Raw genomic sequence first — 25254 nt, 5'->3', positions numbered from 1 at the left:
GACAAAGCCCGCGTCCGGATCGGTGCATGCGTCGATGCGGCCATGGTTGTTGCGCATCGCAGCCGTGTTCGGCTTCGCGCTGGCCGGCGCCGCGCAGGCGGAGAACGTACTGGAGGACATCAGCTACAGCGCCCTGCCGGGAGGCAAGGTGGAGCTGTCGCTGAAGTTCGCGCAACCGGTCGGCGCGCCGCAGGTGTTCTCGACGGAGGCTCCGCCGAGCATCGCATTGGACTTCCCCGATGTGCGCAACGGTCTCAGCAAGCGCCGCATCGACATCGGCGCCGGCGCCACCTCCGGCGTGTCGGCGATCGAATCCGCCGGGCGCACGCGCGTGGTCGTCGATCTGTTCCGCGTCGCCGGCTACGACACGCGGGCCAACGGAAACACGCTCGTCGTCTCGGTCAACAACGGCCTGATCGGCAACACCAGTGTCGCCGCTGCGGCCGGCAAGGCCGATCCGACCAAGGCCGTCCGCGCGGCGAACGAAGTCGAGGTTTCCAACGTCGACTTCCGCCGCGGCAAGAACGGCGAAGGGCGCGTCGTCGTGAGCTTCAGCGGCCCCGGTGCGGCGGCGAACCTCAAGCGCGAAGGCGGCACGATCCTGCTCGATCTCGTCAACGTGAAGCTGCCGCCCGCGCAGGCCAAGCGGCTCGACGTGCTCGATTTCGCCACGCCCGTGCAGTCGATCGACGCGCGCGTGCGCGGCGGCGGCGTGCGCATGGAAATCGTCGCCAAGCAGCCGTTCGAGCAGCTCGCCTACCAGACGGGCAACGAATACGTGGTCGAGGTCGCTCCGAAGAAGGACGACCCCAAGGTGAAAGGCAAGAACGCCGAGCCCGAGTACAGCGGCAGCCGTGTCACCTTCAACTTCCAGGACATTCCGGCGCGCTCCGTCCTGCAGCTGATTGCCGACGTGTCCGAGCTCAACATCGTCGTCGCCGACAGCGTGCAGGGCAACGTCACCCTGCGTCTGATCAACGTGCCCTGGGACCAGGCGCTCGACATCGTGCTGCAGGCCAAAGGCCTGGACAAGCGCAAACGCGGCAATGTGATCTGGGTGGCTCCGCAGAAGGAGATCGCCGAGCGTGAGGAAGCGATCGCCGACGCGCGCATGAAGCTCGAAGACAAGGAAGCGCTGGTCTCCGACTTCATTCCGATCAGCTACGGCAAGGCGAAGGACATCGCCGCGCTGCTGACCAAGGATGCGCAGACCAATCAGGCGGGAGGTGGCGCGGTAGGCGGTGGACAGGGGCAAAGCATGCAGCGGGGATTCCTGTCTCCGCGTGGCAGCGTGACCTTCGACGACCGCACCAACACCCTGCTGGTCAGCGACATTCCGTCCAAGATCCAGGAAATCCGCCAGCTCGTCGCGGTGCTCGACCGGCCAGTGCAGCAGGTGCTGATCGAGTCGCGCATCGTCATTGCTACCGACAGCTTCGCGCGCGAGCTCGGCGTCAAGTTCGGCGTCAGCGGCGGCTACCAGGACAATAACGGCAATGTGATCAGCACCGCGGGAACCGCGCGTGGTACCGATGCGATGAGCAACGTCGTGTTGAACAACCGGTTCAACGGTCCGAGCCGCGGTCTGCCGAACGTGGCGCCCGGCACGATCCCGAGAACGACGGGCTCGACCAGCGGCATCGCGGTGCCGAATCTGAACGATCGTCTCAACGTCAATATGCCGGTTACCAATCCGACCGGTAGTTTCGGCCTCGCAATTCTGGGCGCCGACTATCTGCTCGACCTGGAGCTCTCGGCGGCGCAGACCGAAGGTCGCGGTGAAGTGATCTCGAGCCCGCGTGTGATCACCGCGAACCAGCAGGAAGCCGACATCAAGCAGGGCCAGGAGGTCGGCTACGTGACGTACCAGAACTCCGGCGCCGGCGGACTCGGCACGGCCACGGTGCAGTTCAAGGAGGCCGTGCTCGAACTCAAGGTCACGCCGACGATCACCGCCGATGACCGCGTCGTGCTGAATCTCAACGTGAAGAAGGATGCGATCGCCGGATACATCGACAATCCAGGCGGCGGCCGCGTGCCGACCCTGGACAAGCGCGAGATCAGCACCGAGGTGCTGGTCGACAACGGTCAGACCGTCGTGCTCGGCGGCGTCTACGAGGTCGACAAGTCCGAATCGCTCGACAAGGTGCCGATGCTCGGCGACCTGCCGGTGCTCGGCAATCTGTTCAAGAGAAACGGCCGTAGGGACACCAAGGCGGAACTCCTGATCTTCGTCACGCCGCGGATCCTCAACGACAGCCTGAAATAGTTGTGAGCCAGCATGCCGTGCAGGCATGTCGGCGAGCGGAAAACCCAAGCGAACCCTGAATGCAGTCCTGGAGAACCTCATGAAAGTTTTTGGCAAGACCCTTGGGTTGCTGCTGGTCAGTCTTGCGCTGACCAGCTGCGGCGGCGGAGGCGGCAACGGCGGTTCGTATTCGCCGCCGCAGAGCGGATCGATCACGCTCAGCGCGACGACGACGAATCTGCCCGTGAACGTCTGGGGCTACGTTCCCACGCAGTACGGCAATCCCACGCAGGCCGAGGTCACGATCACCTGGCGCAATGCAGACGGGACGCTCGTCACCGGCAAGGACATCGCCGTCAGCATCGCACCGACCAATGTCGCGGCGCTCTCCTGCCTCGTCGACGGTGACGCCTGCCGCGATGGCAACGCACTGTTCGGCTCGATTCCGATCAAGGGCATCAACGGCCAGGCGACGATTTTCGTCAACGCCACCGATACGGCTGGAACGGCGAATTTCACCGTCTCCGCCGTCGATCCCACGACCAGCCGCACCGTCAGCGCAAGCCTCCAGTTCAAGGTCACCAGCGGCGTCGGTCCGCTTCCGGCCACGGTGACGCTGGCTCCGACGCCGTCGGCCGTGTATCTGCCGAGCTCCGGCGGCAGCAGCAACTCCGCGATCAGCGCGACGGTCAAGGACGGCTCCGGACAGCTCGTTCCCGATCCGGCCAGCGGCAACAACGGTTTCGACAACATCCAGTTCGACCTTGTCGGCGAGACGGGTGACGCCATCCTGAGCAGCAACTCCGTATCCGGCCCCTCGTCCGGCAAGTCGGTGACTTCGCACACGGTGCACGGTGTCGCCACGGCCTCGTTCCAGGCCGGAAACGCGACGCCGCAGGGTCCCGTGCAGGTTCGTGCCACGGTGGACCGCGCCGACAACAACGTGACGAACGGCGTCCAGGATCCGGTCACCTTCACCACCTCGGTCGTGGTGTCGGACGGCAAGCTCTACAGCCTCGAGCTCACCTCGCCGGTGTTCGCACCGAACCTGCCGGGCATCACGATCAACTCGGTGTCGGGCAACGTGAGCGCGGACGACCAATCGCAGATTCCGCCGGACCCGGATGCGACCCTGACGCTGACGATCACGGCGCTGGCCAAGGATCGCCAGGGCAACCCGCCGATCCCGGGCACGGCGATCCGCTTCGGCCTCGTTGACGAACCGGTCGGTGCGCCCGGCAGTGCGGACGACAACCGGTTCCTGCTGTCCGGCCTCGACGGAAATCCGAAAGAGGGCGGCAACCTGTTCACCGCGCCGACCGGGCAGTTCAGCACGGCTGGAGTAAACGGAGCCAATGCCGGTGACGCGCTGCTCGTATTCGGCCGCGCGGTCGAAGGCAACGCCGATCTCGAGAGCGCGGTGACGGTGACCTCGGTCAACGGTGCCACCAGCCTCAACGTGACGCCGACGTTCAACTACAACTATCGCAACGATGCTCCAATCGATACCGGCTCCATCCTGCCGTACCTGATCGGTCGCGCGATGCACGGCAACATCACCACCAGTGCGACGACCGACGAAAGAGGCATCGTCCACGCGAAGCTGAACTACACGGTCAACACCGTCGGCAACGTCCTGGCGATCTGGGCGCAGGGTGATGGCATCGACCGGGTGAACGACGGTCCGCGTCGCGTCACCGCCGCCGGAACGCTGGTCTATCCGGGTGTCGCGCCGGCGACGATCTCCGCTTCGCCCGATCCGATCATCGGCGACACGACGGACCAGGTCACGGTCTGCGTGGCTGACGCACTCGGCATCCCGCTGCGTGGCCTGCAGGTCTCGTTCCAGTTCGATCTGGCGGCGGGTACCGGCTCGGTCGACGGACAGAGCGGCAGCGGTACGTTCACCAATCTCACCGACCTCAACGGCTGCTCGACGGGCACCGTGGTGACGACCGGGGTGCCGGCGACGCCGGCGGACGGCCCGAACAGCAAGCTGAATCTGGGCGCGGCGGGACAGACCACCAGCGTCGGCATCGTGGTGGACGTCGCCACCTTGCAGGTCGCGCCGAACTCGGTTTCGGTTCCGACGGCAGGCCGCACCACCGTGATCACGGTCACCGCGCGGACGGCCGATGGAACGGCGGTGCCGGGCGCGGTCATCACGGGAACGTGCAGCGCATCGGGTGGTGATGGAGCCGCCATCGCGCTGTCGCCGGGAACCGCAACGACGGGCGGTGCCGGCACAGCCGCCTTCACGGCCGCGGCGACGAAGTTCGTCAAGCCGGGCGATCCGCCGGTAACGGGTACCGGCCAGTGCGTGTTCAGTGCCGAAGGCACGAACAACGCGACCGTCCAGTTCAATGGCGTGTCGACCTGCGAGGATGTCAGTCCGCCGGATCCCGCCTGCGGGACCTGATCACCTCCGGATGATCTGACGAAGGGCCGCAGTCATGCGGCCCTTCTTTTTTGTGTACGATCCGCGCGTTGCCGGATCGCAGCTTCCGCCGGCGCCGAGCGGATTCGGGGGAGTCGCGCCGTGCAGTCCTACAGCGTGCGGTTCAGGACCGGCGACATCGTCTTCGCCGAAGGGGATCCGCCGCACGGGGCATTCCTGATCGAATCCGGCCGCATCGAGATCAGCAGCTCGCAGTTCGGTGAACGGCGCGTCCTCAGCAACCTCGGCCCGGGCATGCTGCTCGGCGAAATGGCGGTCATCGACGATTCGCCGCGCACGGCGACGGCGCGCGCGCTGACCGATTGCACGCTGACGCCGATCGACGCGCGGCAGTTCGCCGAGCGGCTCGCCGCGGCCGACCCGATCGTGCGTGCGCTGCTGATGAGCCAGCTGTCGCGCTACCGGTCCACGCTCGCCACGCTGAGCGGCGACACTTCCCCGTCACGTCACGTCGCACCGGCCGCTTCCAGCGACGCTTTCGCGCTGGACAAGATCCGTCTCGAAAGCGAACTGCGCGCGGCGCTGGATCGCGGCGAGCTCGAGATGCGTCTGCAACCGATCGAGGAGATCGCCGGAGGGCGGGTGGCCGGTTACGAGGCACTGGTCAGGTGGCGGCACCTGCAGCGCGGCGACGTCGCGCCGGCGGAGTTCATCCGTCTGGCCGAGGAGACCTCGCTGATCGTCCCGATCGGTGACTACGTGCTCGAACGCGTATGCGAGATGCTGGCCGAACTGCGTCGGCGCGGCCGCGAACCGCTGCCGTTCATCGCGCTGAACCTGTCCTCGCGCCAGCTGGAGGATCCGCTGCTGGTCGACCGCATCCTCGCCCGTTTGCGCGCGCACGAACTTCCGCCCGACCGGCTGAAGCTGGAGATCACCGAGAGCCTCGTGCTCGATCACGTGCGCATCGCGGCGCTGCTGGCGCGTTGCCACGAAGAGGGCATGCACGTCGCACTCGACGACTTCGGCACCGGCTATTCGAACCTGGGCGCGCTGCTGACGCTGAATTTCGACCAGATCAAGCTCGACGGCAGCTTCGTCCGGGCCTTGGACACGTCGCGCGGTGTCGCTCTGGTCGGCGTCGTCGTGGCGACGGCCCGGGCGCTGAACTGCGATCTGGTCGCCGAAGGCGTGGAGACGCGCGCGCAGCGCGAGGTCCTGCAGCGCCTGGGCTGCGGCTATGCGCAGGGCTGGCTGGTCGGCAAGCCGCTGGCGCTCGCCGAGGTGCTGAACGGGAACTGAGACATCCTCCACGGCCGGACAGGCAGCTGTCGCGCCGCAACTTATCGCCTCCGCCGCGGTCCCAGAGCCCGCACTCCGGCGTGCGATCATTACCGCAAACCACGACCGACCCCCATGGACATGCCTGAACCTACCACGGCCTCGGCCGCTTTCTCCGCGCTGCGCAACGAACTGGGCCAGTGCATCGTCGGCCAGGAAGCGCTGATCGACCGTCTGCTGATCGCCCTGCTCGCCGACGGCCATTTGCTGGTCGAAGGGGCGCCGGGTCTGGCCAAGACCACCGCGATCAAGGAACTCGCCGCGCGCATCGAGGCGGATTTCCATCGCGTCCAGTTCACCCCGGACCTGCTGCCGGCCGATCTCACCGGCACCGAAATCTACCGCCCGCAGTCGGGCGCGTTCGAGTTCCAGCGCGGTCCGATCTTTCACAACCTGATCCTCGCCGACGAGGTCAATCGTGCGCCCGCCAAGGTGCAATCGGCGCTGCTCGAAGCGATGGGCGAGCGCCAGGTCACCGTCGGACGCGACACGTACGCGCTGCCGAAGCTGTTTCTGGTGATGGCGACGCAGAACCCGATCGAGCAGGAAGGCACCTATCCGCTGCCGGAGGCGCAGCTCGATCGCTTCCTGCTGCACGTGCGCGTCGACTACCCCAAGGCGGCGGCGGAAGCGGCGATCCTCAAACTCGCGCGCGAGCGCGCCCGCGATGCACTGGCCGTTCCACCTGCGCCGGTGCGTCTGTTGAGTCAGCAGCAGGTGTTCGCCGCGCGCAGCGAGGTGCTCGACCTGCATCTGGCGGCGCCCTTGGAGGAATATCTCGTGCAACTGGTGCTGGCGACGCGCGATCCGTCGGCCTACGGCAGCGAGCTGGTGCGCTACGTCGCGTTCGGCGCAAGTCCGCGTGCGACGATCGCCCTGGACCGCTGCGCGCGCGCACACGCCTGGCTGGCCGGACGCGACTACGTGACGCCGGAAGACGTGCACGCGATCGCGCCCGACGTACTGCGGCATCGCGTGCTGCTGAGCTACGAGGCCGAAGCCGAGGGTGTGGGCGCCGACAAGATCGTCGCGCTGCTGCTCGAGCGGGTGCCGTTGCCGTAATGAAGCCGGGAATCGGGAACCGGGAATCGAGGAGCGGACGCAGTCCGCGAGTCGACCGCAATCCCGTACACGGTTCCCGCCGCCGAATCAGGGATCGATGACGTTCATGGCCGCCCCCGTTTCCGCAAGCACCCGCGTCGCGCTCGACGAGCTGATCTCGCTCGCCGCGCTGGCGCACGGCGCAAGCCTCGCACGCAGCCGGCGCAGCCCGGCGCTGCGCTCGGGCGGGAATACGTCGCGGTGGCGTGGGCGCGGCGTGGATTTCCGCGAGTCGCGCATCTACCAGCCTGGCGACGAGATCCGTCACATGGACTGGCGCGTCACCGCGCGCAGCGGCAAGCCCCATACCAAGCTTTTCGAAGAAGAACGCGAGCAGGGGCTGCTGCTCGCGCTGGATCTCAATCCCGGCATGCGCTTCGGCACCCGTGTGCGCTTCAAGAGCGTGCAGGCGGCGCGCGCCGCCGCCTTGCTCGCCTGGATGGCCTCGGCCGCCGGCGATCGCGTCGGCGCGCTCGGCTTCGGCGGCGGCATCGACGGCGAGGTCAAGCCCGCCGGCGGCCGTCGCGGCGTGCTGCGTGTGCTGCGCGCCCTGCGTGACTGGGATACAGCCGCCGATGCCGCGACGCAGGAATCGCTGGGGCGCGGGCTGTCGCGCGTACGTCGCCTGCTGCGTCCGGGCATGCGGCTGGTCCTGCTGACCGACGGCTTCAGCACGGATGCCGAAGCGGCGCGGCTGATGCCGCAGCTCGCCGGCCGCCACGACATCGCGGTCGTCGTATTGCGCGACGCTCTCGAGCTGAGCGCGCCGCCGCCGGGGCGCTACGCACTGCACCTCGGCCCGACGCGGCGTGTCCTGGACTTCTCCGACGGCAAGGTGCGCAGCGCCTGGGCCGAGCGCTTCGCCACCTCGCGCGAACAGCTGCGCAACCTGTGCGCGAAGCTCGGCATCCGCGTGCTCGAGCTGGACGGTCACGCCGACCTGCGCCGCGCGCTCGGACCGCTGCTCGCGCGCAGCCTGCATTCTCCGGTGGTCACATGAATCCGTCCTCCGGTCCCGAGCTGCGCGACATCCATCTGCCGCCGGCGCCGTCGTGGTGGCCGCCGGCGCCGGGCTGGTGGCTGCTTGCCCTGATCGTTGGCGTGCTGGTGTTCCTGCTCGTGCGCTGGACGCTGCGGCGCGCGCGCGAGCGACGCTGGCGGCTCCGCGTCGAAGCTGAACTGGACCGCATCGCCTCGACGCACGCGGCGCAACCCGATCCGGTCCGGCTCGCCGCGGACGTGTCGCAGCTGCTGCGCCGGGTCGCGCGGCTGATCGAACCCGAGGCGGTCGCGCTGCGCGACGACGCCTGGCTCGGCTTCCTCGACCAGCGGCTGCCGCCGGCGCAGGCCGAGCAGGCGCCGTTCCGGCGCGGTGCGGGACGTGCGCTGATCGACGCACCGTACCGGCGCGCAGACGACCCGGCGACCTCGGCGCTGGACGCGCGAGCGCTGCTCGACCTTGCTCGCGAATGGCTCGCGCACGCGCTGCCGCGGAGGTCCGCGCGTGCTTGAACTCGCCTGGCCCTGGCTGTTCGCCTTGCTGCCGTTGCCGTTGCTTGCGGCGTGGTTGCTGCCGCGCGCGCGCGGATTGATCGGCGCGGCCTTGCACCTGCCGCATCTGGGCGTGGCCATGCCGCAGCAGGTCGAGGGTTCACCGGTACCGCGCGCGCGGCGCTGGTTCGCCTGGCTGGCCTGGGCGCTGCTCGTGCTCGCGGCGGCGCGACCGCAGTGGCTGGGTGCGCCCGAGGATGTGCCGCGCTCCGGCCGCGACCTGCTGCTGGCCGTCGACACGTCCGGCAGCATGAGCATCGAGGACATGCAGCTCGGCGGCGCGCCGGTGCCGCGTTTCGCCGCGATCCAGGCGATTGCCTCGGACTTCGTGCAACGCCGCGAGGGCGATCGCGTCGGCCTGATCCTGTTCGGTTCACGCGCGTATCTGATGGTGCCGCTGACGTTCGACCTGAAGACCGTCGGCACGCAGCTGATCGAGTCGGCGATCGGTCTGGCCGGGCGCGAGACCGCGATCGGCGACGCGATCGGTCTGGCCGTGAAGCGCCTGCGCGAAAGGCCGCAGCCGCAGCGCGTCGTGGTGCTGCTGACCGACGGCGTCAACACCGCCGGCGAGCTCGACCCGAAGAAGGCGACCGAGCTCGCCGTCGCCAATCAGGTGCGCGTCTACACGATCGGCGTCGGCGCCGATTCGATGCGGGTCAACAGCATGTTCGGCAGCCGGGTGGTCAATCCATCGGCCGATCTCGACGAGAAAATGCTGACCCTGATGGCCGAACAGACCGGCGGCCGCTACTTCCGTGCGCGCAACAGCGAGGAGCTGGCCGACATCTACCGCTCGATCGACAAGCTCGAGCCGGCCGCGGACGTGAAGCAGAGCCTGCGGCCGGTCGACGAGCTGTACTGGATGCCGCTCGGCGGTGCGCTCGCCGTCGGCGCGCTCGCGTTCCTGGTGCCGGGATGGCGCCTGCGTGCCTCGCGCGGGATCGCTCCGGCATGAACACACTGGGCGAATTCCACTTCCTGCGGCCGCTCGCGCTGCTGGCGCTGCTCCTGCTTCCGCTGTTCTGGTTCGTCTGGCGTGCGGCGCGCAGCGAGGCGGGAGCCTGGCGCGCCGTGGTCGACGCGCACCTGCTGCCGCATCTGCTCGAACGCGTGGACGGCGGGCCGGACCGATCCGCCTTCGCGCTCGCCGCCTTGCTCTGGACGCTGGCCTGCATCGCGCTGGCGGGGCCGGCGTGGGAACGCGAGCCGATGCCGCTCTATCACAACCAGGCGGCGCGCGTGCTGGCGATCGAGCTCGCGCCGACGATGTACGCGCAGGACGAAAAACCGAACCGGCTCGCGCGCGCGCGCTTCAAGCTCGACGACATCCTGGGGCGCAGCCGCGACCACCAGACCGCCTTGATCGGCTACGCCGGCGACGCGTTCGTCGCCGCGCCGCTGACCGACGACGTCGGTACCGTGCGCAATCTGATCGACGCGCTCGATCCCGGCACGATGCCGGTGACGGGCAACGACGCTGCGCGCGCGATCGAGGCCGGCGTCGACCTGATCGAGCAGGCGGGCCTGCACCGCGGCGAGATCGTCCTGCTCGCCGACGGCGTCGGACCCGAAGCGGTCGCCGCGGCGCGCAAGGCACTGGCGCAGGGCGTCACCGTCTCCGTGCTCGGCATCGGCAGTGCGGCGGGAGCGCCGGTGCCGCTGCCGCAAGGCGATTTCCTCAAGGACGACGACGGCAACATGGTCGTCGCGCGACTGGACGAAACGGCGCTGCGCGCGGTCGCCGAAGCCGGCGGCGGGCGCTACGCCACGCTCAGCGCCGATGCGCACGACCTCGATGCCCTGCTGCCCGACCGCGTCGACGTCGCCAAGAACGCGGACGCCGGCGGACAGACGGCCGAAAGCACGCGCTGGCGCGATCGCGGTCCGTGGCTGTTGCTCCTGCTGCTGCCGCTGGCGCTGCTCGGGTTCCGCCGCGGCTGGCTGATGTCGGTGGCCTTGGTGCTCGCCGTGCCCGCACAACCGGTTCGCGCCGCTTCGCTGGAGGATCTGTGGCGACGCCCGGACCAGCAGGCCGCGCGCGCGCTCGAGCAGGGCGATCCGCAGCGCGCGGCGAGCATCGCGGCCGCGCCGGAATGGCGTGCCGGCGCGGCCTATCGCGCCGGCGACTACGAGGCGGCGTTGCACGAATACGAACGGACGGCCGGCGCCGACGGCATCTACAACAAGGGCAACGCGCTGGCCAGGCTGGGTCGCTACGAGGAGGCGCTCTCGGCCTACGACGAAGCGCTCCGGCTTGCGCCGGACATGGCCGACGCCAAGACCAATCGCCAGGCGGTCGAGGAATTCCTCAAGCAGAAGCAGCAGGAGCAGAACTCGCCGTCGCCGCAGAACGGTTCGGGCCAGGATTCGAAGAAGTCCCAGCAGGGCGAGCAGAAATCACCGCCGTCGCAGCAGGAGCAGGATCGCCAGCAGGGTGGGCAGGGCGAGCAGGCTGAACAGCAGGACTCGCAGCAGGGCAAGGAAGAACAGCCGCAGTCGGGTGACGGCCAGCCGCGTGAAGGCGAGCCGGAGAAGAAGGACGGCGACGATTCCTCCACGCAGCGCAAATCCGAGCGGGGCGGCGACGAGCAGAAGCAGGGCGCGCAGCAGGGCGAGGCAGGCACGCCGGACGCCGAGCAGCGCAAGGCGCTGTCGAAGGAAATCGACCAGGCACTCGCCGATCCGTCGAAGAAGGCAGACGAGAACGCGGCGCCGCAAGGCGTTGCCGAAGAGGACGACGCCTCGCGCGAGAAGAAGCAGGCGCTGGAGCACTGGCTGCAGCGCGTGCCGGACGACCCGGGTGGCCTGCTCAGACGCAAGTTCCAACTCGAATACCAGCGCCGCCAGCAGCGCGGAGGAGACGGACCGTGAAACGGATGGCACTGATCGCGATGACGCTGGCGTTCGCGTGCGTGAGTGCATTCGCCGACACGCCGGCGGTGCGCGCCTGGCTCGACCGCGACACGATCCAGGTCGGCGAGACGGTCACCTTGAACGTCGAGGCGCAGGCCGGCGTCGGCACGCAGCCGGATTTCTCCGCGCTCAAGCAGGACTTCAATCTGCTCGGCACGCAGTCCAGCCAGCAGATCAGCATCGTCAACGGCGTCAGCCAGTCGAAGACGCTGTGGGCGGTGGGGCTCGAGCCCAAGCATGAGGGACGCGTCGAGATTCCGTCCTTCGCGGTCGGCAAGGCGACGACCGCGCCGCTGCAGCTGACCGTCCTTGCGCAGCAGGCAAGAGCGCAGGGCAAGGCCGGCGACGACGTCTTCCTGGAAACCAGTGCCGAGCCGCTGGCGCCGTACGTGCAGCAGCAGGTGCGCTACACCGTGAAGCTGTACTACGCCTTCGATCTGACCGACGGCAACCTCAACGAACCGCAGGCCGACGGAGTGGCCGTGCAGCGGCTCGGGCAGGACAAGTCCTACATCGCCACGATCGGCGCGCGCCGCTACCACGTCGTCGAACGTCACTACGCGCTGACGCCCGAACGCAGCGGGATCGTCGAGGTTCCGGCGCTGCTGTTCCGCGGCAACGCGCTCGACGCCGGCGATCCGACCGGATTCTTCAGTCGCGGCCGTGCGGTCGGCGCGCGTTCCGAAGCGGTGCAGCTGAACGTGAAGCCGCGGCCTGCGGAATGGACTGACCCGACGTGGCTGCCGGCCGCCTCGCTGCTGTTGAAGGACGAGGGCGAACTGCCGGGCGAAGTGCGCGTCGGCGATCCGGTCACGCGCACGATCCGGCTGCAGGCGCAGGGGCTGGGTTACGAGCAGTTGCCCGAGCTGGCGCTGAGCGCTCCGGCCGGCGCGGAGATCTACCCGGACAAGACCGACACGCGTACGCGCGACGACGGCGAATGGCTGTACGGCGAGCGCGTGCGGAAGTTCGCCTTCGTGCCGAATCGTCCGGGCACGCTGACGGTTCCCGGACTGAAGGTGCGCTGGTGGAACACGGCGCAGGACCGCGCCGAGACGGCCGAACTGCCGCCGCGCACGATCACCGTGCTGCCGGCCGCCGCCGGCGCGCCGTCGTCCGCACCGGCGGCGGGCCAGGTTCCCGCCGCGCCGGAACGGGCCACGCCCGCGCCCGCCGCGGCACCAGGGCCCGCCTTGCCGTCGCGGCAGGCTTCGACGTGGCCGTGGCGGATGCTGTCGGCGCTCGGCTTCGGCTTGTGGCTGCTGACTCTCGCCCTCTGGTGGTGGTCGCGTCGCCGGGCATCGCCGACCACGGCAGCACCGGTGCCGTCGAACGACGCGTCCGCGCAACGTGCGCAATTCCTGCGCTCCTGTTCGCTCGGCGAATTCGCCGGAGCCGAGCGCGCGCTGATCGCCTGGGCGCGGCGCGAACGTCCCGACGTGCGCAACCTGGGCGAGCTGGCCTCCCGGCTGGAGCCCGGAGCGCAACGGGAAGCCCTGGCCGACCTGCAGCGCGTGCGCTACGCCGGCGGCTCGACGCAAGGCCTGGCGATGCGTCTGCAGACGGCGTTCAAGAGCGGCCTGGCGTGGGCCGATCGCCCCGTGCGCCGGCCGCGCGAGGTGGCACTGCCGGCCCTGTATCCCGAGCGCGAGTAGTCCGGCTCCGGCGCGCGGAACGTTCTCCTGCGCAGCCAGTCTGCGACGCGTGAGCGTCGCGGGAGCGCTCGTGTACCATCGACCCTCGCCTTTGACCGGGGAGACGCTTCGATGAACGACAGCCGCCGACGCGGTTGCGCCGCGCAATGCCCGCGGCGACGCGGCACCGCTTCGACTTCCCCCAGGGGCATGTGTCCATGAGACGTCTCGCGCTGCACACGCGCGTGCTGATCGGTTTCGTTCTCGGCTCGGCCGCCGGCGCGCTCGCGTTCTGGTGGACGCAGCAGGGCGGCGACGCCGGCGCGGTCAACGGCTTCATCGACACGGTCGCACATCCCGCCGGCCTGCTGTTCCTGAAATTCCTCAAGATGCTCGTGCTGCCGCTGATGTTTTCGGCGCTGATCGTCGGCATCACCGAGATCGGCGACATCGCCAGCCTCGGTCGCGTCGGACTGCGCATGCTGCTCTACATCGTCGTGGTCACCAGCATCGCGATCGCGGTGGGCCTGTGCGTCATCAACCTGATACAGCCCGGCGTCGGCTTCGACCCGGCGATCCGCGACGGCTTGCTCGCCGCGCATTCGGCCGACGCCCAGGCGATCACCGCGACCAAGCCCACGCTCTCCGGAGTCAAGATCATTCTCGGGCTCGTGCCCGACAACCCGATCAAGGCCGCCGCCGACGGCGACTTCCTCGCCGTGATGTTCTTCGCCGTCATGCTCGGCATCGCACTGGTGCTGAGGCCGACGCCGGCGACGGCGGCGTTCAAGGCCACCGTCCAGGGCCTGCTGGAGCTGGTGATGAAGCTGATGGAGCTGGTCATCAAGCTCACGCCCTACGCGGTCGCCGCGCTGATGTTCACGCTGACGGCGCGATTCGGCACCGACATCCTCGGAAAGCTCGGCCTGTACGCGCTGTGCGTGATCCTCGCCATCGCGATCCACATGTTCGTCGTGCTGCCGCTGTGGGTGCGCGTGTTCGGCGGCATGAGCCCGGTCAAGTTCTTCAAGGGCAGCGAGGAGGCGATCCTGCTCGCCTTCTCGACGGCGTCGAGCACCGGCACGCTGCCGACCACGCTCAAGGTCGCCGAGCAGAACCTGAAACTGCCGCCGCAGATCGCGCGCTTCGTGCTGACCATCGGCGCCAGCGCCAATCACCACGGCACGGCGCTGTTCGAAGGACTGACCACGCTGTTCATCGCGCAATGCTTCGGTGTCGATCTGAGCCTGAGCCAGCAGCTGATGGTGGTCGGCCTGTGCATCATCGGCTCGATCGGCACGGCGGGGGTGCCGGCCGGCTCGCTGCCGGTGATCGCGGTGATCCTGGGCTACCTGAACCTGCCGCCCGAAGCGATCGGCATCATTCTCGGCGTCGACCGCTTCCTCGACATGTGCCGCACCTCGCTCAACGTCACCGGCGATCTGGCCACGGCGGTGGTCGTGTCGAAGCATTCGGACGATGCCGCGCTGCCGCCGGGGCACGAACGCGTGTCCTCTTCGCACGCCGCCTGAGCCGGGAAGGGCGGCTGCCGATCGCGGTCTGCCATCGCGCAGACGAGAAAAAACCCGATCTGCTTGCGCAGACCGGGTCGTCCCGGCGTCCTTGCCCTGCTGCTCCCGTTGGAGACGGGATGTCGCGTTGGATCAGAAGCGGTATTCGGCGCTGACCGAGACCAGGTCGGAATCGAGCTTGAGGCCGTTCTTCTCCGCCTTGTAGTAGTCGTAGTTCAGGCCGACGCTGACGTTGTTGTTGAAGTCGTAGCCGAAGCCCGCACCCGCGTACCACTTGCTGCTGTTGTCGTCGATGCGGGCGGGAACCACGCCTCCGGCCAGGTAGCCGCCCTTGAGATCGCCGCGGAAGAAGCCGCCGCGACCGCTGACGTACCAGTTGTCGGTGAGGTTCCAGTGACCGTTCAGGCCGAGCGTCCAGCCGCTGAGTTCGGCTTTGCCGAGCAGCGGGGAATAGCCGCGCTTGGCGGAAGCCTCGCCGAGGTCGACGTAACCGCCTTCGACGCCGAGCAGGAAATTGGGGGCGAGCGCCCAGCGGTAGCCGAGATTCACGCCATAGCCGGTGTCGTCGTCGTCGTAGTGGCCCTTGTCGAAGTTCGACTGGCCGATGTTGCCGTTGACGAAGAATCCGCTGTTCGCGGCGTGGCTGGCGATCGGGAGGGCGGCAAGACCGCCGGCCAGGGCAATAGCAAGAATTGTATTTTTCATGGTTTTCTACTCCAACTGCTTGGGGGTGGTGATGTCCTCGGCGGCGCTTCCGTACGTCGCCTTGCTTCGACTGTCGCCTCTGTGTCGGGTTCGACTCCGTGGCGGCGGGAGTTAGATGGGATTCACCTCCCCAATTTCAATACCGTTGAGTTTATAAATAGTTCAGCTAGCTGAATTCGCAGCTCCGGCGTGCCGAACGAGGGGCGCGACGTCCGTTCCGCGGCGTCTTGACAGAATCGTTTACGGATGTAATCTTGAGCTGTCGATTACATCGGTAAACGATCATGCGCATCAGCGAAGCCGAAAGTCAGGTCATGGAAGTGCTGTGGCAGCGCGCGCCGCAGAGCGCGGAGGACGTCGCCGCCGCGCTCGCCGATCGGCAGCCGTGGCAGGAAGCGACGATCAAGACCTTGCTGAACCGTCTGTTGAAGAAGCGCGCCGTCGCGGCGGCGCGCGACGGTCGACGCTATCTGTACCGGCCGCTGATCCGCCGCGGCGACTACGTGCTGGCCGAGAGCAAGAGTCTGCTCGACCGCCTCTACGGCGGCCGCGTCTCCGCGCTGGTGGCGCATTTCTCGCAGCGCGAGAAGCTGTCGAAGAAGGACATCGCCGAGATTCGCGCGCTGATCGAGGAGATCGACGATGAGCGTTGAGATCTTCGATTCCCTGGTTCGCCTGACGATGGTCGGTTCGGTGGCGATCCTCGTCGTGCTGGCATTGCGCGGAGTGTTGCGCCGCATGTTCGGTGCACAGCTCGCGTACGCGAGCTGGTCGCTGGTGCCGGCGATGACCGCCGTCATGCTGCTGCCGGCTCCGACGCGACCGATCGAAAGCTTCGACGGCGTGGCGCACATCGCGGCAGCCGCTTCGGCGGCTCAAGTACCGATACCCGAGGCCTTCGATCTGCGGCCGTTGCTGATGTCGGCCTGGTTGCTCGGCGCCTTGGTCACGGCGGCCGCGTTCGCTCTGCAGCAGCGCAGCTATCTGCGCGGTCTGGGGCGACTGAAGCCGTTCGACGGTGTGCGCATCGTGCAGTCGGAATCCGACCTCGGCGGTCCGGCACTGGTCGGTGCCTGGCTGCCGCGCATCGTGCTGCCGGCCGATTTCGGCCTGCGCTACACGGATGCGGAGCGCGAGCTGATCCTCGCGCACGAGCGCGTGCATCTTCGGCGCGGCGACGCCTGGATCAATGCCATCGTCGCCGCCGTGCGCTGCCTGAACTGGTTCAACCCGTTGCTGCACTACGCCGCCGTGAAATTCCGGTTCGACCAGGAACTGGCCTGCGACGCCGCGGTGATCGCGCGTTTTCCGGAAGCGCGCCGGCGATACGCCGGCGCGATGTTGAAGGTGCAGCTGGCCGGTCAGTCGCGGCAGGAGCTGCGGCTGCCGGTCGGCTGCCAGTGGCCGTCCAATCAGAATCTCAAGGAGCGAATTCTCATGTTGAAGCAGCCAAGGCCGCGGCGTGCGATGCGTGTCGCCGGTCTGTCCCTCCTCGCCGGAGCGACGTCGTTCTTCGCGTACGCCGCCTGGGCCAGCCAGTCGCCGCGCCCAGGAACTGTCGTCACCGACGACGGAGCCCCACAGGTGGAGGTCAATCTGCGCGTCGATGCCGGCGGCAAGCGCGGCAAACCTCTGCGATTGATCCAGTCGCTCGGCAAGAGCTTCGAGATCGCGGACGACGACGGCGCCGGTGCCTATCGCGCGCAATTTACGACGAGTGCGGCGACCGCGGACTCCATCACGCTCGAAGGCTCGATCCGCAGCGGCGACCGCATCCTGTCCACGCCCAATCTCGTATTGAAACCGGGCGAGCCGTTTTCCTTCGTGCTCAATGACGGCCCCCAGGGCCCCGCGATCGTACGCATCGAAGGAACTCTTGCTTTCGCCGGCAAGACACCGCCGAGGGAGGAGGGCGATCGGCCTTCGACGGAAGCTGCGGACGTAGAAGCGACCTATCGTTCGATGACCAATCCTCCCATCTATCCGTTGGAGGCGGCGAAGAACCGCGTCGAGGGCACGGTGTTCGTCGCGGCCGCCATCGCCGCGGACGGATCGGTGCAGGACGCTCAGGTGGATCACGTCGTACCGGAAACCTCGGCCGCCGCTCTGGGCGAGGCCGCCGTGACGTCGGTCAAGTCGTGGACGTTCAATCCCGCTCGCCGGAATGGACAGGCGACCACGGGCAAGGTCGTGGTTCCGGTCGAATTCTTCCTGCACGAAGCGGACGTGCGCAGGGTGCCGAACGGCGGTCCGGGCGCGCCTGACACCGTTTTCATTGCGGCCGACCGCAAGGACTGAGCTTTCCGGGCCGGAAAATTGGCCCCGGCCAACCGGCCCTGTGCGCCTGGCGCACGGGGCCGTTAAAATCCGCAGCCTCATTTCTTCCCGTTCCGAGGAGTTGTGTGATGGCTGTGAAAGTCGCGATCAATGGCTACGGCCGCATCGGCCGCAACGTGCTGCGCGCGCTGTACGAGGGCAAGCGCAACGGCGAGATCCAGATCGTCGCGGTCAACGACCTCGGCGACGCCGAGACGAACGCGCACCTGACCCAGTACGACACCGCGCACGGCAAGTTCCCGGGCGAGGTCGGCGTCGAGGGCGGCGATCTCGTCGTCAACGGCGACCGCATCAAGGTCTGCGCCGAACGCGATCCGTCCAAGCTGCCGTGGAAGGAGCTCGGCGTCGACATCGTGCTCGAGTCGACCGGCTTCTTCACCAGCAAGGAGAAGGCCGGCGCGCACATCGCCGCCGGCGCGAACAAGGTCATCATCTCCGCGCCCGGCGACAAGGACGTGGACGGCACCTTCGTCTACGGCGTCAACCACGACAAGATCAAGAGCAGCGACCGCGTCATCTCCAACGCATCCTGCACGACGAACTGCCTGGCGCCGCTGGCCAAGGTGCTGCACGAGGCGATCGGCATCGAGCACGGCCTGATGACGACGATCCACGCCTACACCAACGACCAGGTGCTGACCGACGTCTTCCACAAGGATCTGCGCCGCGCGCGCTCGGCGACGCATTCGCAGATTCCGACCAAGACCGGCGCCGCCGGCGCGGTCGGCCTGGTGCTGCCCGAACTCAACGGCAAGCTCGACGGATTCTCGATGCGCGTGCCGACGATCAACGTCTCGGTGGTCGACCTGTCCTTCGTCGCCAAGCGCGCGACCAGCAAGGAGGAGATCGACGCCGCGGTGAAGGCCGCCGCGGAAGGCGCGCTGAAGGGCGTCATCGGCGTCAACACCAAGCCGCTGGTGTCGATCGACTTCAACCACAACCCGCTGTCGTCGGTCTACGACGCGACGCAGACGCGCGTGATGGGCGGCACTCTGGTCAAGGTGCTGGCGTGGTACGACAACGAGTGGGGCTTCTCCAACCGCATGCTCGACATGACCCTCGCCTTCGCCAAGGCGTAAGCGGCTCTTCGAGGAAAGCGCGGCCACGGACGGCCGCATCCATTGCGGGCCGAAAGGCCTGCGCAAGGCAGTTGCCGGCGCCTGCGGCGATCGGTGACGATGGCGCGCACCTCATGCACACCTTCGCCGTCGCCAACTACCGCTCGCTGCGCGACCTCAAGCTCGCGCTGACGCCGCTGACCGTCGTCACCGGCGCCAACGGAAGCGGCAAGTCGAACCTGTATCGTGCGCTGCGCCTGCTCGCCCAGGCGGCCGACGGCCGGCTGGCCGAAGCCCTCGCACTGGAAGGCGGCATTCCTTCGGTGCAGTGGGCGGGGCCGGCCGACATCCGCCGGCAGGTCCGGCGCGGCGTGCCGATCCAGGGCACGGCGAAGAAGGCACCGCTGCGCGTGAGCTTCGGCTTCGCCGCCGCCGACGTCGCCTACGAGATCTCGCTCGGCCTGCCGACGCCGTCGACCTCGCGCTTCGCCTTCGACCCGGAAATCAAGACCGAGACCGTGTGGCAGAAGCCGCCGCGGCGTCCGTCCAACACCTGGCTCGAACGCGAGGGGCTGCACGTGCGCGCGCGCGAGCGCGACGGCTGGAGCCGGCTGGATTTCGCGCCGGCGACCAACCGTTCGGTGCTGGCGGAACTGGGCGAGCCGGAGCGCTTCCCCGAGTTGTTCGCGCTGCGCGAACGCCTGCGCGGCTGGCGCTTCTACGACGGCTTCCGCACCGACGCCGAAAGCCCGCTGCGCCAGCCGCGCATCGGCGTGCGCACCGGCGCGCTCGCGCACGACGGCCGCGATCTCGCCGCCGCGCTGCAGACGATCCTGGAGATCGGCGACGCGCCGGCGCTGCATGCGGCCGTCGAAGACGCGTTTCCCGGCTCCAGTTTGCAAGTTCTCGGCGCCGACGCGCAGCTGCAGGTCGGACTCGCCGTGGAAGGCCTGTTGCGTCCGCTGAGCGCGACGGAGCTTTCCGACGGCACGCTGCGTTACCTGTGCCTGCTGGCGGCGCTGGCCAGCCCGCGCCCGCCGGAACTGCTCGTGCTGAACGAGCCGGAACAAAGCCTGCATCCGGACCTGCTGCGCCCGCTGGCGCGACAGATCGCGCGCGCTGCCGGACGCAGCCGGATCTGGGTCATCACGCACGCCCGCGCGCTGGCCGATGCGCTGGAGGATCTCGTCGGCGCGCCGGCGGTGGAGCTGGCGCGCGAGTTCGGCGAGACGCGCATCGTCGGGCAGGGCCTGCTCGACGAACCGGTGTGGCCTTAAGGCGCCGGCGCGCTCGCGTAGTCCTTGCGCAGCAATCCGTACAGCGCGGTGTCCTGCACGCCGCCGCAGACACGCCAGCGTTCGCGCAGATAGCCTTCGCGCTGGAAGCCGGCGCGTTCGACCAGCGCGCACGAGGCGAGATTGAGCGGATCGATGTCGGCCTCGATGCGATTGAGCGCCAGCGCGTCGAAGGCGAAGTCGAGCGCCAGGCGCAGCATCTCGCCGGCCAGACCCTGGCCCCAGAACGGCGGGCGCAGCGCGTAGCCGATCACGCCGCGCAGGTGCTCGCGATGGATTCCGAACAGCGAGCAGGTTCCGATCAACTCGTCCTCGCCGCGCAGCGTCGCAACCCAGGGATAGAACTCCATCAGTTCGCGCTCGCGCGCCAGCCGCGCGATGTGCGCCACCGCCTGGTCGCGCTCGGTCCAGGCCGGAAAGCTCCAGTAGCGCATCACCTGCGGATCGGAGTGCAGCGCGAACAGTGCGTCGACGTCGCGTTCGTGCAGGGCGCGCAGGCGCAGCCGCGTGCCGTCGAGCGCGGGAATCGGCGGAAAGCTCGTCCCGTCCATCAATGCGCGACCAGCAGCGGAAGATCGCTGTGCTGGAACAGGTGCCGCGTGGTGCCGCCGAGCACCAGCTCGGTGATGCGCGAGTGGCCCCAGGCGCCCATCACGATCAGGTCGGCGCCTTCCTTGCGCGCGGCGTCGAGCAGCGCCGCGCCGCGTTCCTTGCCGCCGCTGAAGGGCCGGATCTCGGCGTCGACACGATGGCGTGCGAGCCAGGCGCGCAGGTCGAACTTGGGCAGGTAGCGCAGGCCGAACGGGTTCTCCACCAGGTCGCCTTCGAGCACGAGCACGCGTTCCGCGCGCGCCAGCAACGGCAGCGCGCCGCGGATCGCCAGCGTCGCTTCGCGGCTCTGGTTCCAGGCGACGACGATGCGCGTGGCGGCCGAATCCGGCCTGGCGCTTTCCGGCACGACCACGACCGGAGCCGACGCACCGAACACGGTGCGCGAGACCACGCCCCAGCCGGTCGGCGCGTCCGGCACCAGTTGCGGCCGCTCGACCACGAGCAGGTCGCACCAGCGCGAGGCGTGGCAGAGCGACTCGACGATGTCGCCCTGCGTGACCTGCCATTCGCCGGCGACGCCGTGACGCTCGAGCGATGCGCGCCATTGCGGCTCGTGCTCGAGCGCGGTGCGATAGAGGCTGTCGACCTCGCCGCTGTACATCGCCACCGCCTCGGGCGAGGCGAACGCCACCGGCGAGAGGGGCACCACGTGCAGGCCGGTCGCCCAGGCATCGAGCCGCCTGGCCAGCGTCAGGCCGACTTCGGAGGCCGGCGTCGCCGCGTCGGTGCGACGCAGATGGATCGCGACTTCGTAGCTGCATTCGCCGGAGTTCGTCATGGCCGTTCTCCTCGCTCGCTCGAGAGCTGCAAGCTTACGGCGATGTGAACGCCGCGTCGCCCACCGCTGTGAGCGTCACGCGAATGGGCGACAATCGCCGCGTTCAATGGCCCGTCCTGGAGACCCCGATGCGTCCGATCCTTCCCGCCGCCGTTGCCGTGCTGATCGCGCTGGCCGCACCTTCGCCGGCCCGCGCCGCGAAGGAACTCGACTGCCGCATGACGTTCTCGCTGGCCGGCTGGTCGGCGTTCTACAAGACCGCCTCCGGCAACGGTACGGTCAGTTGCTCGAACGGCCAGATGATGGATGTGACGATCGAGACCAAGGGCGGCGGCCTGACCTTCGGCAAGTCCGAGATCCGCGACGGCCAGGGCAAGTTCTCCGCGGTGTACGACATCGAGAACGTCCTCGGCTCCTACGCCACCGCCGGCGCGCACGCCGGTGCGGTGAACTCGGCCGAGGCGATGGTGGTGACCAAGGGGCCGGTGTCGCTGGCGTTGTCCGGCAAGGGGCAGGGCTGGGATCTGGGCGTCGCGTTCGGCAAGTTCACGATCAGCCGGCGCTGATCGCGCTCCTCGCCGGTCAGCGGCGGGAAGCGCGCCGTCCCAGGGCTGCGGCGACGACGATCAGCGCCGCCGCGACGAACAGGCGCGGACTCGCCGGCGCCTGCCCGGCCAGTACGAGCCAGGCGGTCGACAGCACGGGCGCCGCGTAGGCGGCAGCGCCGAGCAGGCCCAGATCGCCGCGCTTGGTCGCGCCGTCCCAGAGCAGGAACGCGCCGCCGACCGGCCCCAGGCCGAGTGCCGCGATCGACGCCCATTCGATCGCGTCCGGACCGATCCATGTTTCACTGCAGCCGTGCGCGACCAGGCCGGCCAGCGCCGTCAGCGCGCAGGCGGGAATCAGCGTCTCCGCCGGCAGCCCGGCGAAGCGCCGGTTCAGCAGCGAGTAGCCGGCCCAGACCAGCGCGCACGACGCGGCCAGCCCGTAGCCGAGCGCCGGATGCGTGCCGCCGTCGCCACGGCCGGCACCGATGACCAGCATCGTCGCGAGCAGTCCGAGGCCGGCCGCGAGCAGCCGTACGAGGCGCGCGCCGGGTTCGCGCCAGGCTGCGCCGAGTGCAATCAGCAACGGCCACAGGTACACGATCAGGCTGGCCGGTGCCGCCGGGGCCAGCTTCAGCGCATGGAAGTACAGCGCGTGAAAACCGAACAGCGCGAGGAAGCCGACAGCGAGTGCCCGCGGCGGTGCGGCGCAGCGTTGCAGTCCCGCGCGCACACCGTAACGCAGCAGCGTGACCGACAGGGTCGCCGCGACGCCGATCGCGAAGCTGAGTGCCAGCAGCTGATAGGCCGGAATGCGCGCGGCGCCGCGGCTGAGCAGCGCGAGCGTCGACCACAGCGCGATGGCGCCGAATCCGGCGAACGTGGCACGGCGCGAAGCGGACATGCGAAACACGATTCCTGGACGGGTCGGTCCAGGCTAGCCGGCACGTCTGCGTCGGGCTTGACCGCGCGTCTCATTCGCCGCGCAGGCGGCGCGGTGGCTGGCCATAGGCGCGGCGCAGCGCACGCGTCAGGGCGCTGTGCTCGGAATAGCCGACCTCGCAGGCGACGCGCGCGATCGGTTCGTCGGCGTCGCGCAGGCGTGCCAGCGCCAGGGCGAGACGGCAGCGCCGTTGCAGCGTCGCCGGTGCTTCGCCGTGCAGCGCGGTGAAGCGGCGATAGAACTGGGCGCGGCCGAGTCCGCACAGGCGCGCCAGCCAGGCGATGTCGTGGCGGCGCTCCGGCTCGGCTTCGATCAGCCGGCGTGCGTCATGCAGTCCGCCGAGGGCGGGCCGCTCGCGATGCAGGGCGTCGAGCAGCAGGCGCGACCAGACTTCCGCCGCTTCCGGCCGCTGCGGCGGAACGTCGGCGAGGCCGTCGAGCAGCAGTTCGGTCCGTCCGTCCATGACGAGGAATCCGCGCTCGAGCAAGGCTTCGTCGCGCGGCTCGATCCACGCCGCCGGCAGGTCGACGACGACGAAGCGGTTCGCTCCGCGCGCTTCGAACGCGTGCCGTTCGCCGGCTCCGACGAACGCGGCACGTCCGCGCTCGACGCGTCCGCCGCGGCCCTCGATCTCCATCTCCAGCACGCCGGCTCGCGGCAGCACCAGCTGATGGAACGCATGCCGGTGCGCGGCGGCCTCGGCGTGGTAGGTGCGCAGGCTGAACATCGCGCTCAGACCACGTGCGCGAAAGCGAAGATGCCGAGCATCGCGAAGCACACGCCGAGCTTGACCACGGTTCCCACGACGAAGCCGATCCACGCGCCGACACCGACCTCGGTCGCCTTGTGCAAGGTTCCGCCGGCAGCGAGTTCGCCGACCAGCGCGCCGGCGAACGGGCCGAGCAGCAGGCCCGGCAGTCCGAAGAAGATGCCGACCACGGTGCCGACGGCGGCGCCGATCACCGCGTAGCGGCTCGCGCCGACGCGTTTCGCGCCGAGCACGCCGGCGATGAAATCGACCACCAGCGCGAACACGGTCAGCACACCGAGTACCGTCAGCGTGAAGGTGCCGACGTGGCGGAAATCGGCGGCCCACGCCGCCAGCAACAGTCCCGCGAACACCAGCGGCACGCCGGGCAGCGCCGGCAGCACGGTGCCGACGATGCCGGCGATGACGAGCGCGGCGGACAGCAGGTACCACAGGTTGTGCGGATCGAGCAGCGTCCTCAGTTCTTCCACGCGCACTCCGGCCATGGCGCGCAGCGGGCGCGCGTCGGCGTCTACTCTACCGGACGCGCGCCGCTTGGATCGGCGCGTTCCTCAGGCGCGATCAAGCCGGAACTCGATCGGCACCAGGCCCCAGGCCGGCGTCGGCGTGCCGGCGCTCAGCACCGGCTTGAAGCGCGCCTTCATCACCGCGTCGCGCGCCGCGGCGTCGAGCTTGGGATGGCCGGAGCTGCGCGCGACTTCCACGCGTTCGACGCGGCCTTGCGCATCGACCAGCACGCGCAGCACGACCGTGCCCTGTTCGTGTGCGCGCAGCGAGGCGGCCGGATAGCGCGTTTGCAGCTGGCCGTCGTAGGCGAGCCTGCGCGTTTCACCGGCCGGTGCCGGCTGCGTCGACGGCATGGGATCGACGGCGACGGGCGGCGTCGGGATCGTCGCGACGGGCGCCTGTACCGGGCTCGGCGCCTGCGCAACCGCGACCGTCACGGGCGGCTGCGGTGGCGAGGGCCGCGGCGGGGCCGCCGTCGGACGCGGCGGCTTGCGCAGCGGCTCCGGCTCGGGCGGCGGCGGAATCTTCGGCGGTGGCGGCGGCGCCTCGACGAAGGTCACCTCGATGCTTCGCTGCAGGCTGCGCTCGATCGGCGCGGCGAGCGGCATCAGGATCAGCGCGAGCGCCGCGCCGTGGGCGGCGAGGGTGGTGCTGAAAGCGCCGACCCGGCGCCAGTCGAACGTCGCGGAGGGAAAACGGAGGAGGTGCGCGGCCATGGTCTGCTCCCGGTGAAAACCGCAGGCTGCAACGCGGCGGGAGCGCGTCCGGGGTTGCGGCACTTCGTGCGGAGGCATTCGGCTGCAAGCAGCCGAACTTCGGGCTGCATTGCAGCACTGGATTCCGGCGGGCCGCGGCTATGATCGGCAGCGCACGCGTCTTCGACGAAGCGGGGTCGGATGCCGAATCGCGACAGGATCAGCCAGCGCCGTCCTCGTTCGCCGCGCCGTGTGTCGCGCGCCGCTCTTCGTGGCGCGCTGCTCGTGC

At 69.0% G+C, this 25254-nt stretch carries 22 protein-coding genes; 15 read left to right on the top strand and 7 right to left on the bottom strand.

The window, feature by feature from the left end; translation table 11 throughout:
* Positions 1–49: 49 nt before the first annotated feature.
* The 10 genes from pilQ (at position 50) to ACFO6Q_RS17675 (ending at position 14721) form a co-directional block, all read left to right on the top strand.
* The gene (gene pilQ / locus ACFO6Q_RS17720) at positions 50–2269 is read left to right on the top strand and encodes a type IV pilus secretin PilQ (RefSeq protein ID WP_380022451.1); all 2220 of its coding nucleotides are present in this window, start codon (positions 50–52) and stop codon (positions 2267–2269) included.
* A 79-nt stretch (positions 2270–2348) separates the two neighbouring features.
* Positions 2349–4667, top strand: a complete 2319-nt coding sequence (locus ACFO6Q_RS17715; protein ID WP_380022450.1) for a hypothetical protein — start codon at positions 2349–2351, stop codon at positions 4665–4667.
* A 120-nt stretch (positions 4668–4787) separates the two neighbouring features.
* Positions 4788–5948, top strand: a complete 1161-nt coding sequence (locus tag ACFO6Q_RS17710; protein WP_380022449.1) for an EAL domain-containing protein — start codon at positions 4788–4790, stop codon at positions 5946–5948.
* A 114-nt stretch (positions 5949–6062) separates the two neighbouring features.
* Positions 6063–7049: an AAA family ATPase gene (locus ACFO6Q_RS17705; protein ID WP_380022448.1), complete on the top strand. Its 987-nt coding sequence runs from the start codon at positions 6063–6065 to the stop codon at positions 7047–7049.
* 106 nt (positions 7050–7155) lie between these two features.
* The gene (locus tag ACFO6Q_RS17700; protein ID WP_380022447.1) at positions 7156–8088 is read left to right on the top strand and encodes a DUF58 domain-containing protein; all 933 of its coding nucleotides are present in this window, start codon (positions 7156–7158) and stop codon (positions 8086–8088) included.
* Complete coding sequence (locus tag ACFO6Q_RS17695; RefSeq protein ID WP_380022446.1) at positions 8085–8600, top strand: DUF4381 domain-containing protein; 516 nt, start codon at positions 8085–8087, stop codon at positions 8598–8600. Before ACFO6Q_RS17700 ends, ACFO6Q_RS17695 begins: the two co-directional genes overlap by 4 nt.
* The gene (locus ACFO6Q_RS17690; protein WP_380022445.1) at positions 8593–9597 is read left to right on the top strand and encodes a vWA domain-containing protein; all 1005 of its coding nucleotides are present in this window, start codon (positions 8593–8595) and stop codon (positions 9595–9597) included. The genes ACFO6Q_RS17695 and ACFO6Q_RS17690 overlap by 8 nt, the downstream gene beginning before the upstream one ends.
* The gene (locus tag ACFO6Q_RS17685) at positions 9594–11513 is read left to right on the top strand and encodes a VWA domain-containing protein (protein ID WP_380022444.1); all 1920 of its coding nucleotides are present in this window, start codon (positions 9594–9596) and stop codon (positions 11511–11513) included. The genes ACFO6Q_RS17690 and ACFO6Q_RS17685 overlap by 4 nt, the downstream gene beginning before the upstream one ends.
* A gap of 5 nt (positions 11514–11518) precedes the next feature.
* Entirely contained in the window at positions 11519–13210 is a 1692-nt protein-coding gene (locus tag ACFO6Q_RS17680; RefSeq protein WP_380022476.1) for a BatD family protein, read from the top strand.
* Between the two features lie 197 nt (positions 13211–13407).
* The gene (locus ACFO6Q_RS17675; protein WP_380022443.1) at positions 13408–14721 is read left to right on the top strand and encodes a dicarboxylate/amino acid:cation symporter; all 1314 of its coding nucleotides are present in this window, start codon (positions 13408–13410) and stop codon (positions 14719–14721) included.
* Between the two features lie 132 nt (positions 14722–14853).
* Here the strand turns inward: ACFO6Q_RS17675 and ACFO6Q_RS17670 are convergent, their stop codons facing one another.
* The gene (locus ACFO6Q_RS17670) at positions 14854–15426 is read right to left on the bottom strand and encodes an outer membrane protein (protein WP_380022442.1); all 573 of its coding nucleotides are present in this window, start codon (positions 15424–15426) and stop codon (positions 14854–14856) included.
* A 284-nt stretch (positions 15427–15710) separates the two neighbouring features.
* Between ACFO6Q_RS17670 and ACFO6Q_RS17665 the strand changes: the two genes are divergently transcribed.
* From ACFO6Q_RS17665 to ACFO6Q_RS17650, 4 genes are all read left to right on the top strand, one after another.
* Positions 15711–16079, top strand: a complete 369-nt coding sequence (locus ACFO6Q_RS17665; protein WP_380022441.1) for a BlaI/MecI/CopY family transcriptional regulator — start codon at positions 15711–15713, stop codon at positions 16077–16079.
* Positions 16069–17724, top strand: a complete 1656-nt coding sequence (locus tag ACFO6Q_RS17660) for a TonB family protein (protein ID WP_380022440.1) — start codon at positions 16069–16071, stop codon at positions 17722–17724. The genes ACFO6Q_RS17665 and ACFO6Q_RS17660 overlap by 11 nt, the downstream gene beginning before the upstream one ends.
* A gap of 107 nt (positions 17725–17831) precedes the next feature.
* Entirely contained in the window at positions 17832–18842 is a 1011-nt protein-coding gene (gene gap / locus ACFO6Q_RS17655) for a type I glyceraldehyde-3-phosphate dehydrogenase (protein ID WP_380022439.1), read from the top strand.
* Between the two features lie 113 nt (positions 18843–18955).
* On the top strand, positions 18956–20098 hold the full coding sequence (locus ACFO6Q_RS17650) for an AAA family ATPase (RefSeq protein WP_380022438.1): 1143 nt from the start codon (positions 18956–18958) through the stop codon (positions 20096–20098).
* On the opposite strand, the gene ACFO6Q_RS17645 is transcribed toward ACFO6Q_RS17650, so the two are convergent.
* Together ACFO6Q_RS17645 and ACFO6Q_RS17640 are read right to left on the bottom strand one after the other, a co-directional pair.
* Entirely contained in the window at positions 20095–20667 is a 573-nt protein-coding gene (locus ACFO6Q_RS17645) for a GNAT family N-acetyltransferase (protein ID WP_380022437.1), read from the bottom strand. The two genes, ACFO6Q_RS17650 and ACFO6Q_RS17645, sit on opposite strands and share 4 nt — an antisense overlap.
* Complete coding sequence (locus tag ACFO6Q_RS17640) at positions 20667–21506, bottom strand: universal stress protein (RefSeq protein ID WP_380022436.1); 840 nt, start codon at positions 21504–21506, stop codon at positions 20667–20669. Before ACFO6Q_RS17640 ends, ACFO6Q_RS17645 begins: the two co-directional genes overlap by 1 nt.
* Before the next feature lie 128 nt (positions 21507–21634).
* Here ACFO6Q_RS17640 and ACFO6Q_RS17635 point away from each other — a divergent pair, with 128 nt between their 5' ends.
* Entirely contained in the window at positions 21635–22072 is a 438-nt protein-coding gene (locus ACFO6Q_RS17635; protein ID WP_380022435.1) for a DUF2057 domain-containing protein, read from the top strand.
* 16 nt (positions 22073–22088) lie between these two features.
* On the opposite strand, the gene ACFO6Q_RS17630 is transcribed toward ACFO6Q_RS17635, so the two are convergent.
* The 4 genes from ACFO6Q_RS17630 to ACFO6Q_RS17615 all read right to left on the bottom strand — a co-directional run bounded on the left by ACFO6Q_RS17630 (position 22089) and on the right by ACFO6Q_RS17615 (position 24986).
* Positions 22089–22955 (bottom strand): DMT family transporter, encoded by an 867-nt coding sequence (locus tag ACFO6Q_RS17630; RefSeq protein WP_380022434.1) that lies wholly within the window; start codon positions 22953–22955, stop codon positions 22089–22091.
* A gap of 70 nt (positions 22956–23025) precedes the next feature.
* A complete protein-coding gene (locus ACFO6Q_RS17625) occupies positions 23026–23721 on the bottom strand; it encodes a helix-turn-helix domain-containing protein (protein WP_380022433.1) in 696 nt (231 codons plus the stop codon).
* Positions 23722–23726: 5 nt separating this feature from the next.
* The gene (locus ACFO6Q_RS17620) at positions 23727–24233 is read right to left on the bottom strand and encodes a DUF456 domain-containing protein (protein WP_380022432.1); all 507 of its coding nucleotides are present in this window, start codon (positions 24231–24233) and stop codon (positions 23727–23729) included.
* 81 nt (positions 24234–24314) lie between these two features.
* Positions 24315–24986: an energy transducer TonB gene (locus ACFO6Q_RS17615; protein ID WP_380022431.1), complete on the bottom strand. Its 672-nt coding sequence runs from the start codon at positions 24984–24986 to the stop codon at positions 24315–24317.
* Positions 24987–25254: the final 268 nt, after the last annotated feature.

The sequence above is a fragment of the Dokdonella ginsengisoli genome (genome assembly GCF_042652785.1).
GTDB classification, from domain to species: domain Bacteria; phylum Pseudomonadota; class Gammaproteobacteria; order Xanthomonadales; family Rhodanobacteraceae; genus Dokdonella_A; species Dokdonella_A ginsengisoli.
This window is presented reverse-complemented; position numbering and strand designations above follow the sequence as displayed.

Coding starts and splice junctions, on each gene's coding strand:
- gap (WP_380022439.1), top strand. CDS start 17,832: ATGGCTGTGAAAGTCGCGATCAATGGCTACGGCCGCATCGGCCGCAAC.
- ACFO6Q_RS17680 (WP_380022476.1), top strand. CDS start 11,519: ATGGCACTGATCGCGATGACGCTGGCGTTCGCGTGCGTGAGTGCATTC.
- ACFO6Q_RS17715 (WP_380022450.1), top strand. CDS start 2,349: ATGAAAGTTTTTGGCAAGACCCTTGGGTTGCTGCTGGTCAGTCTTGCG.
- ACFO6Q_RS17670 (WP_380022442.1), bottom strand. CDS start 15,426: ATGAAAAATACAATTCTTGCTATTGCCCTGGCCGGCGGTCTTGCCGCC.
- ACFO6Q_RS17650 (WP_380022438.1), top strand. CDS start 18,956: ATGCACACCTTCGCCGTCGCCAACTACCGCTCGCTGCGCGACCTCAAG.
- ACFO6Q_RS17640 (WP_380022436.1), bottom strand. CDS start 21,506: ATGACGAACTCCGGCGAATGCAGCTACGAAGTCGCGATCCATCTGCGT.
- ACFO6Q_RS17695 (WP_380022446.1), top strand. CDS start 8,085: ATGAATCCGTCCTCCGGTCCCGAGCTGCGCGACATCCATCTGCCGCCG.
- ACFO6Q_RS17615 (WP_380022431.1), bottom strand. CDS start 24,986: ATGGCCGCGCACCTCCTCCGTTTTCCCTCCGCGACGTTCGACTGGCGC.
- ACFO6Q_RS17665 (WP_380022441.1), top strand. CDS start 15,711: ATGCGCATCAGCGAAGCCGAAAGTCAGGTCATGGAAGTGCTGTGGCAG.
- ACFO6Q_RS17675 (WP_380022443.1), top strand. CDS start 13,408: ATGAGACGTCTCGCGCTGCACACGCGCGTGCTGATCGGTTTCGTTCTC.
- ACFO6Q_RS17705 (WP_380022448.1), top strand. CDS start 6,063: ATGGACATGCCTGAACCTACCACGGCCTCGGCCGCTTTCTCCGCGCTG.
- ACFO6Q_RS17635 (WP_380022435.1), top strand. CDS start 21,635: ATGCGTCCGATCCTTCCCGCCGCCGTTGCCGTGCTGATCGCGCTGGCC.
- ACFO6Q_RS17660 (WP_380022440.1), top strand. CDS start 16,069: ATGAGCGTTGAGATCTTCGATTCCCTGGTTCGCCTGACGATGGTCGGT.
- ACFO6Q_RS17625 (WP_380022433.1), bottom strand. CDS start 23,721: ATGTTCAGCCTGCGCACCTACCACGCCGAGGCCGCCGCGCACCGGCAT.
- ACFO6Q_RS17645 (WP_380022437.1), bottom strand. CDS start 20,667: ATGGACGGGACGAGCTTTCCGCCGATTCCCGCGCTCGACGGCACGCGG.
- ACFO6Q_RS17700 (WP_380022447.1), top strand. CDS start 7,156: ATGGCCGCCCCCGTTTCCGCAAGCACCCGCGTCGCGCTCGACGAGCTG.
- ACFO6Q_RS17685 (WP_380022444.1), top strand. CDS start 9,594: ATGAACACACTGGGCGAATTCCACTTCCTGCGGCCGCTCGCGCTGCTG.
- ACFO6Q_RS17630 (WP_380022434.1), bottom strand. CDS start 22,955: ATGTCCGCTTCGCGCCGTGCCACGTTCGCCGGATTCGGCGCCATCGCG.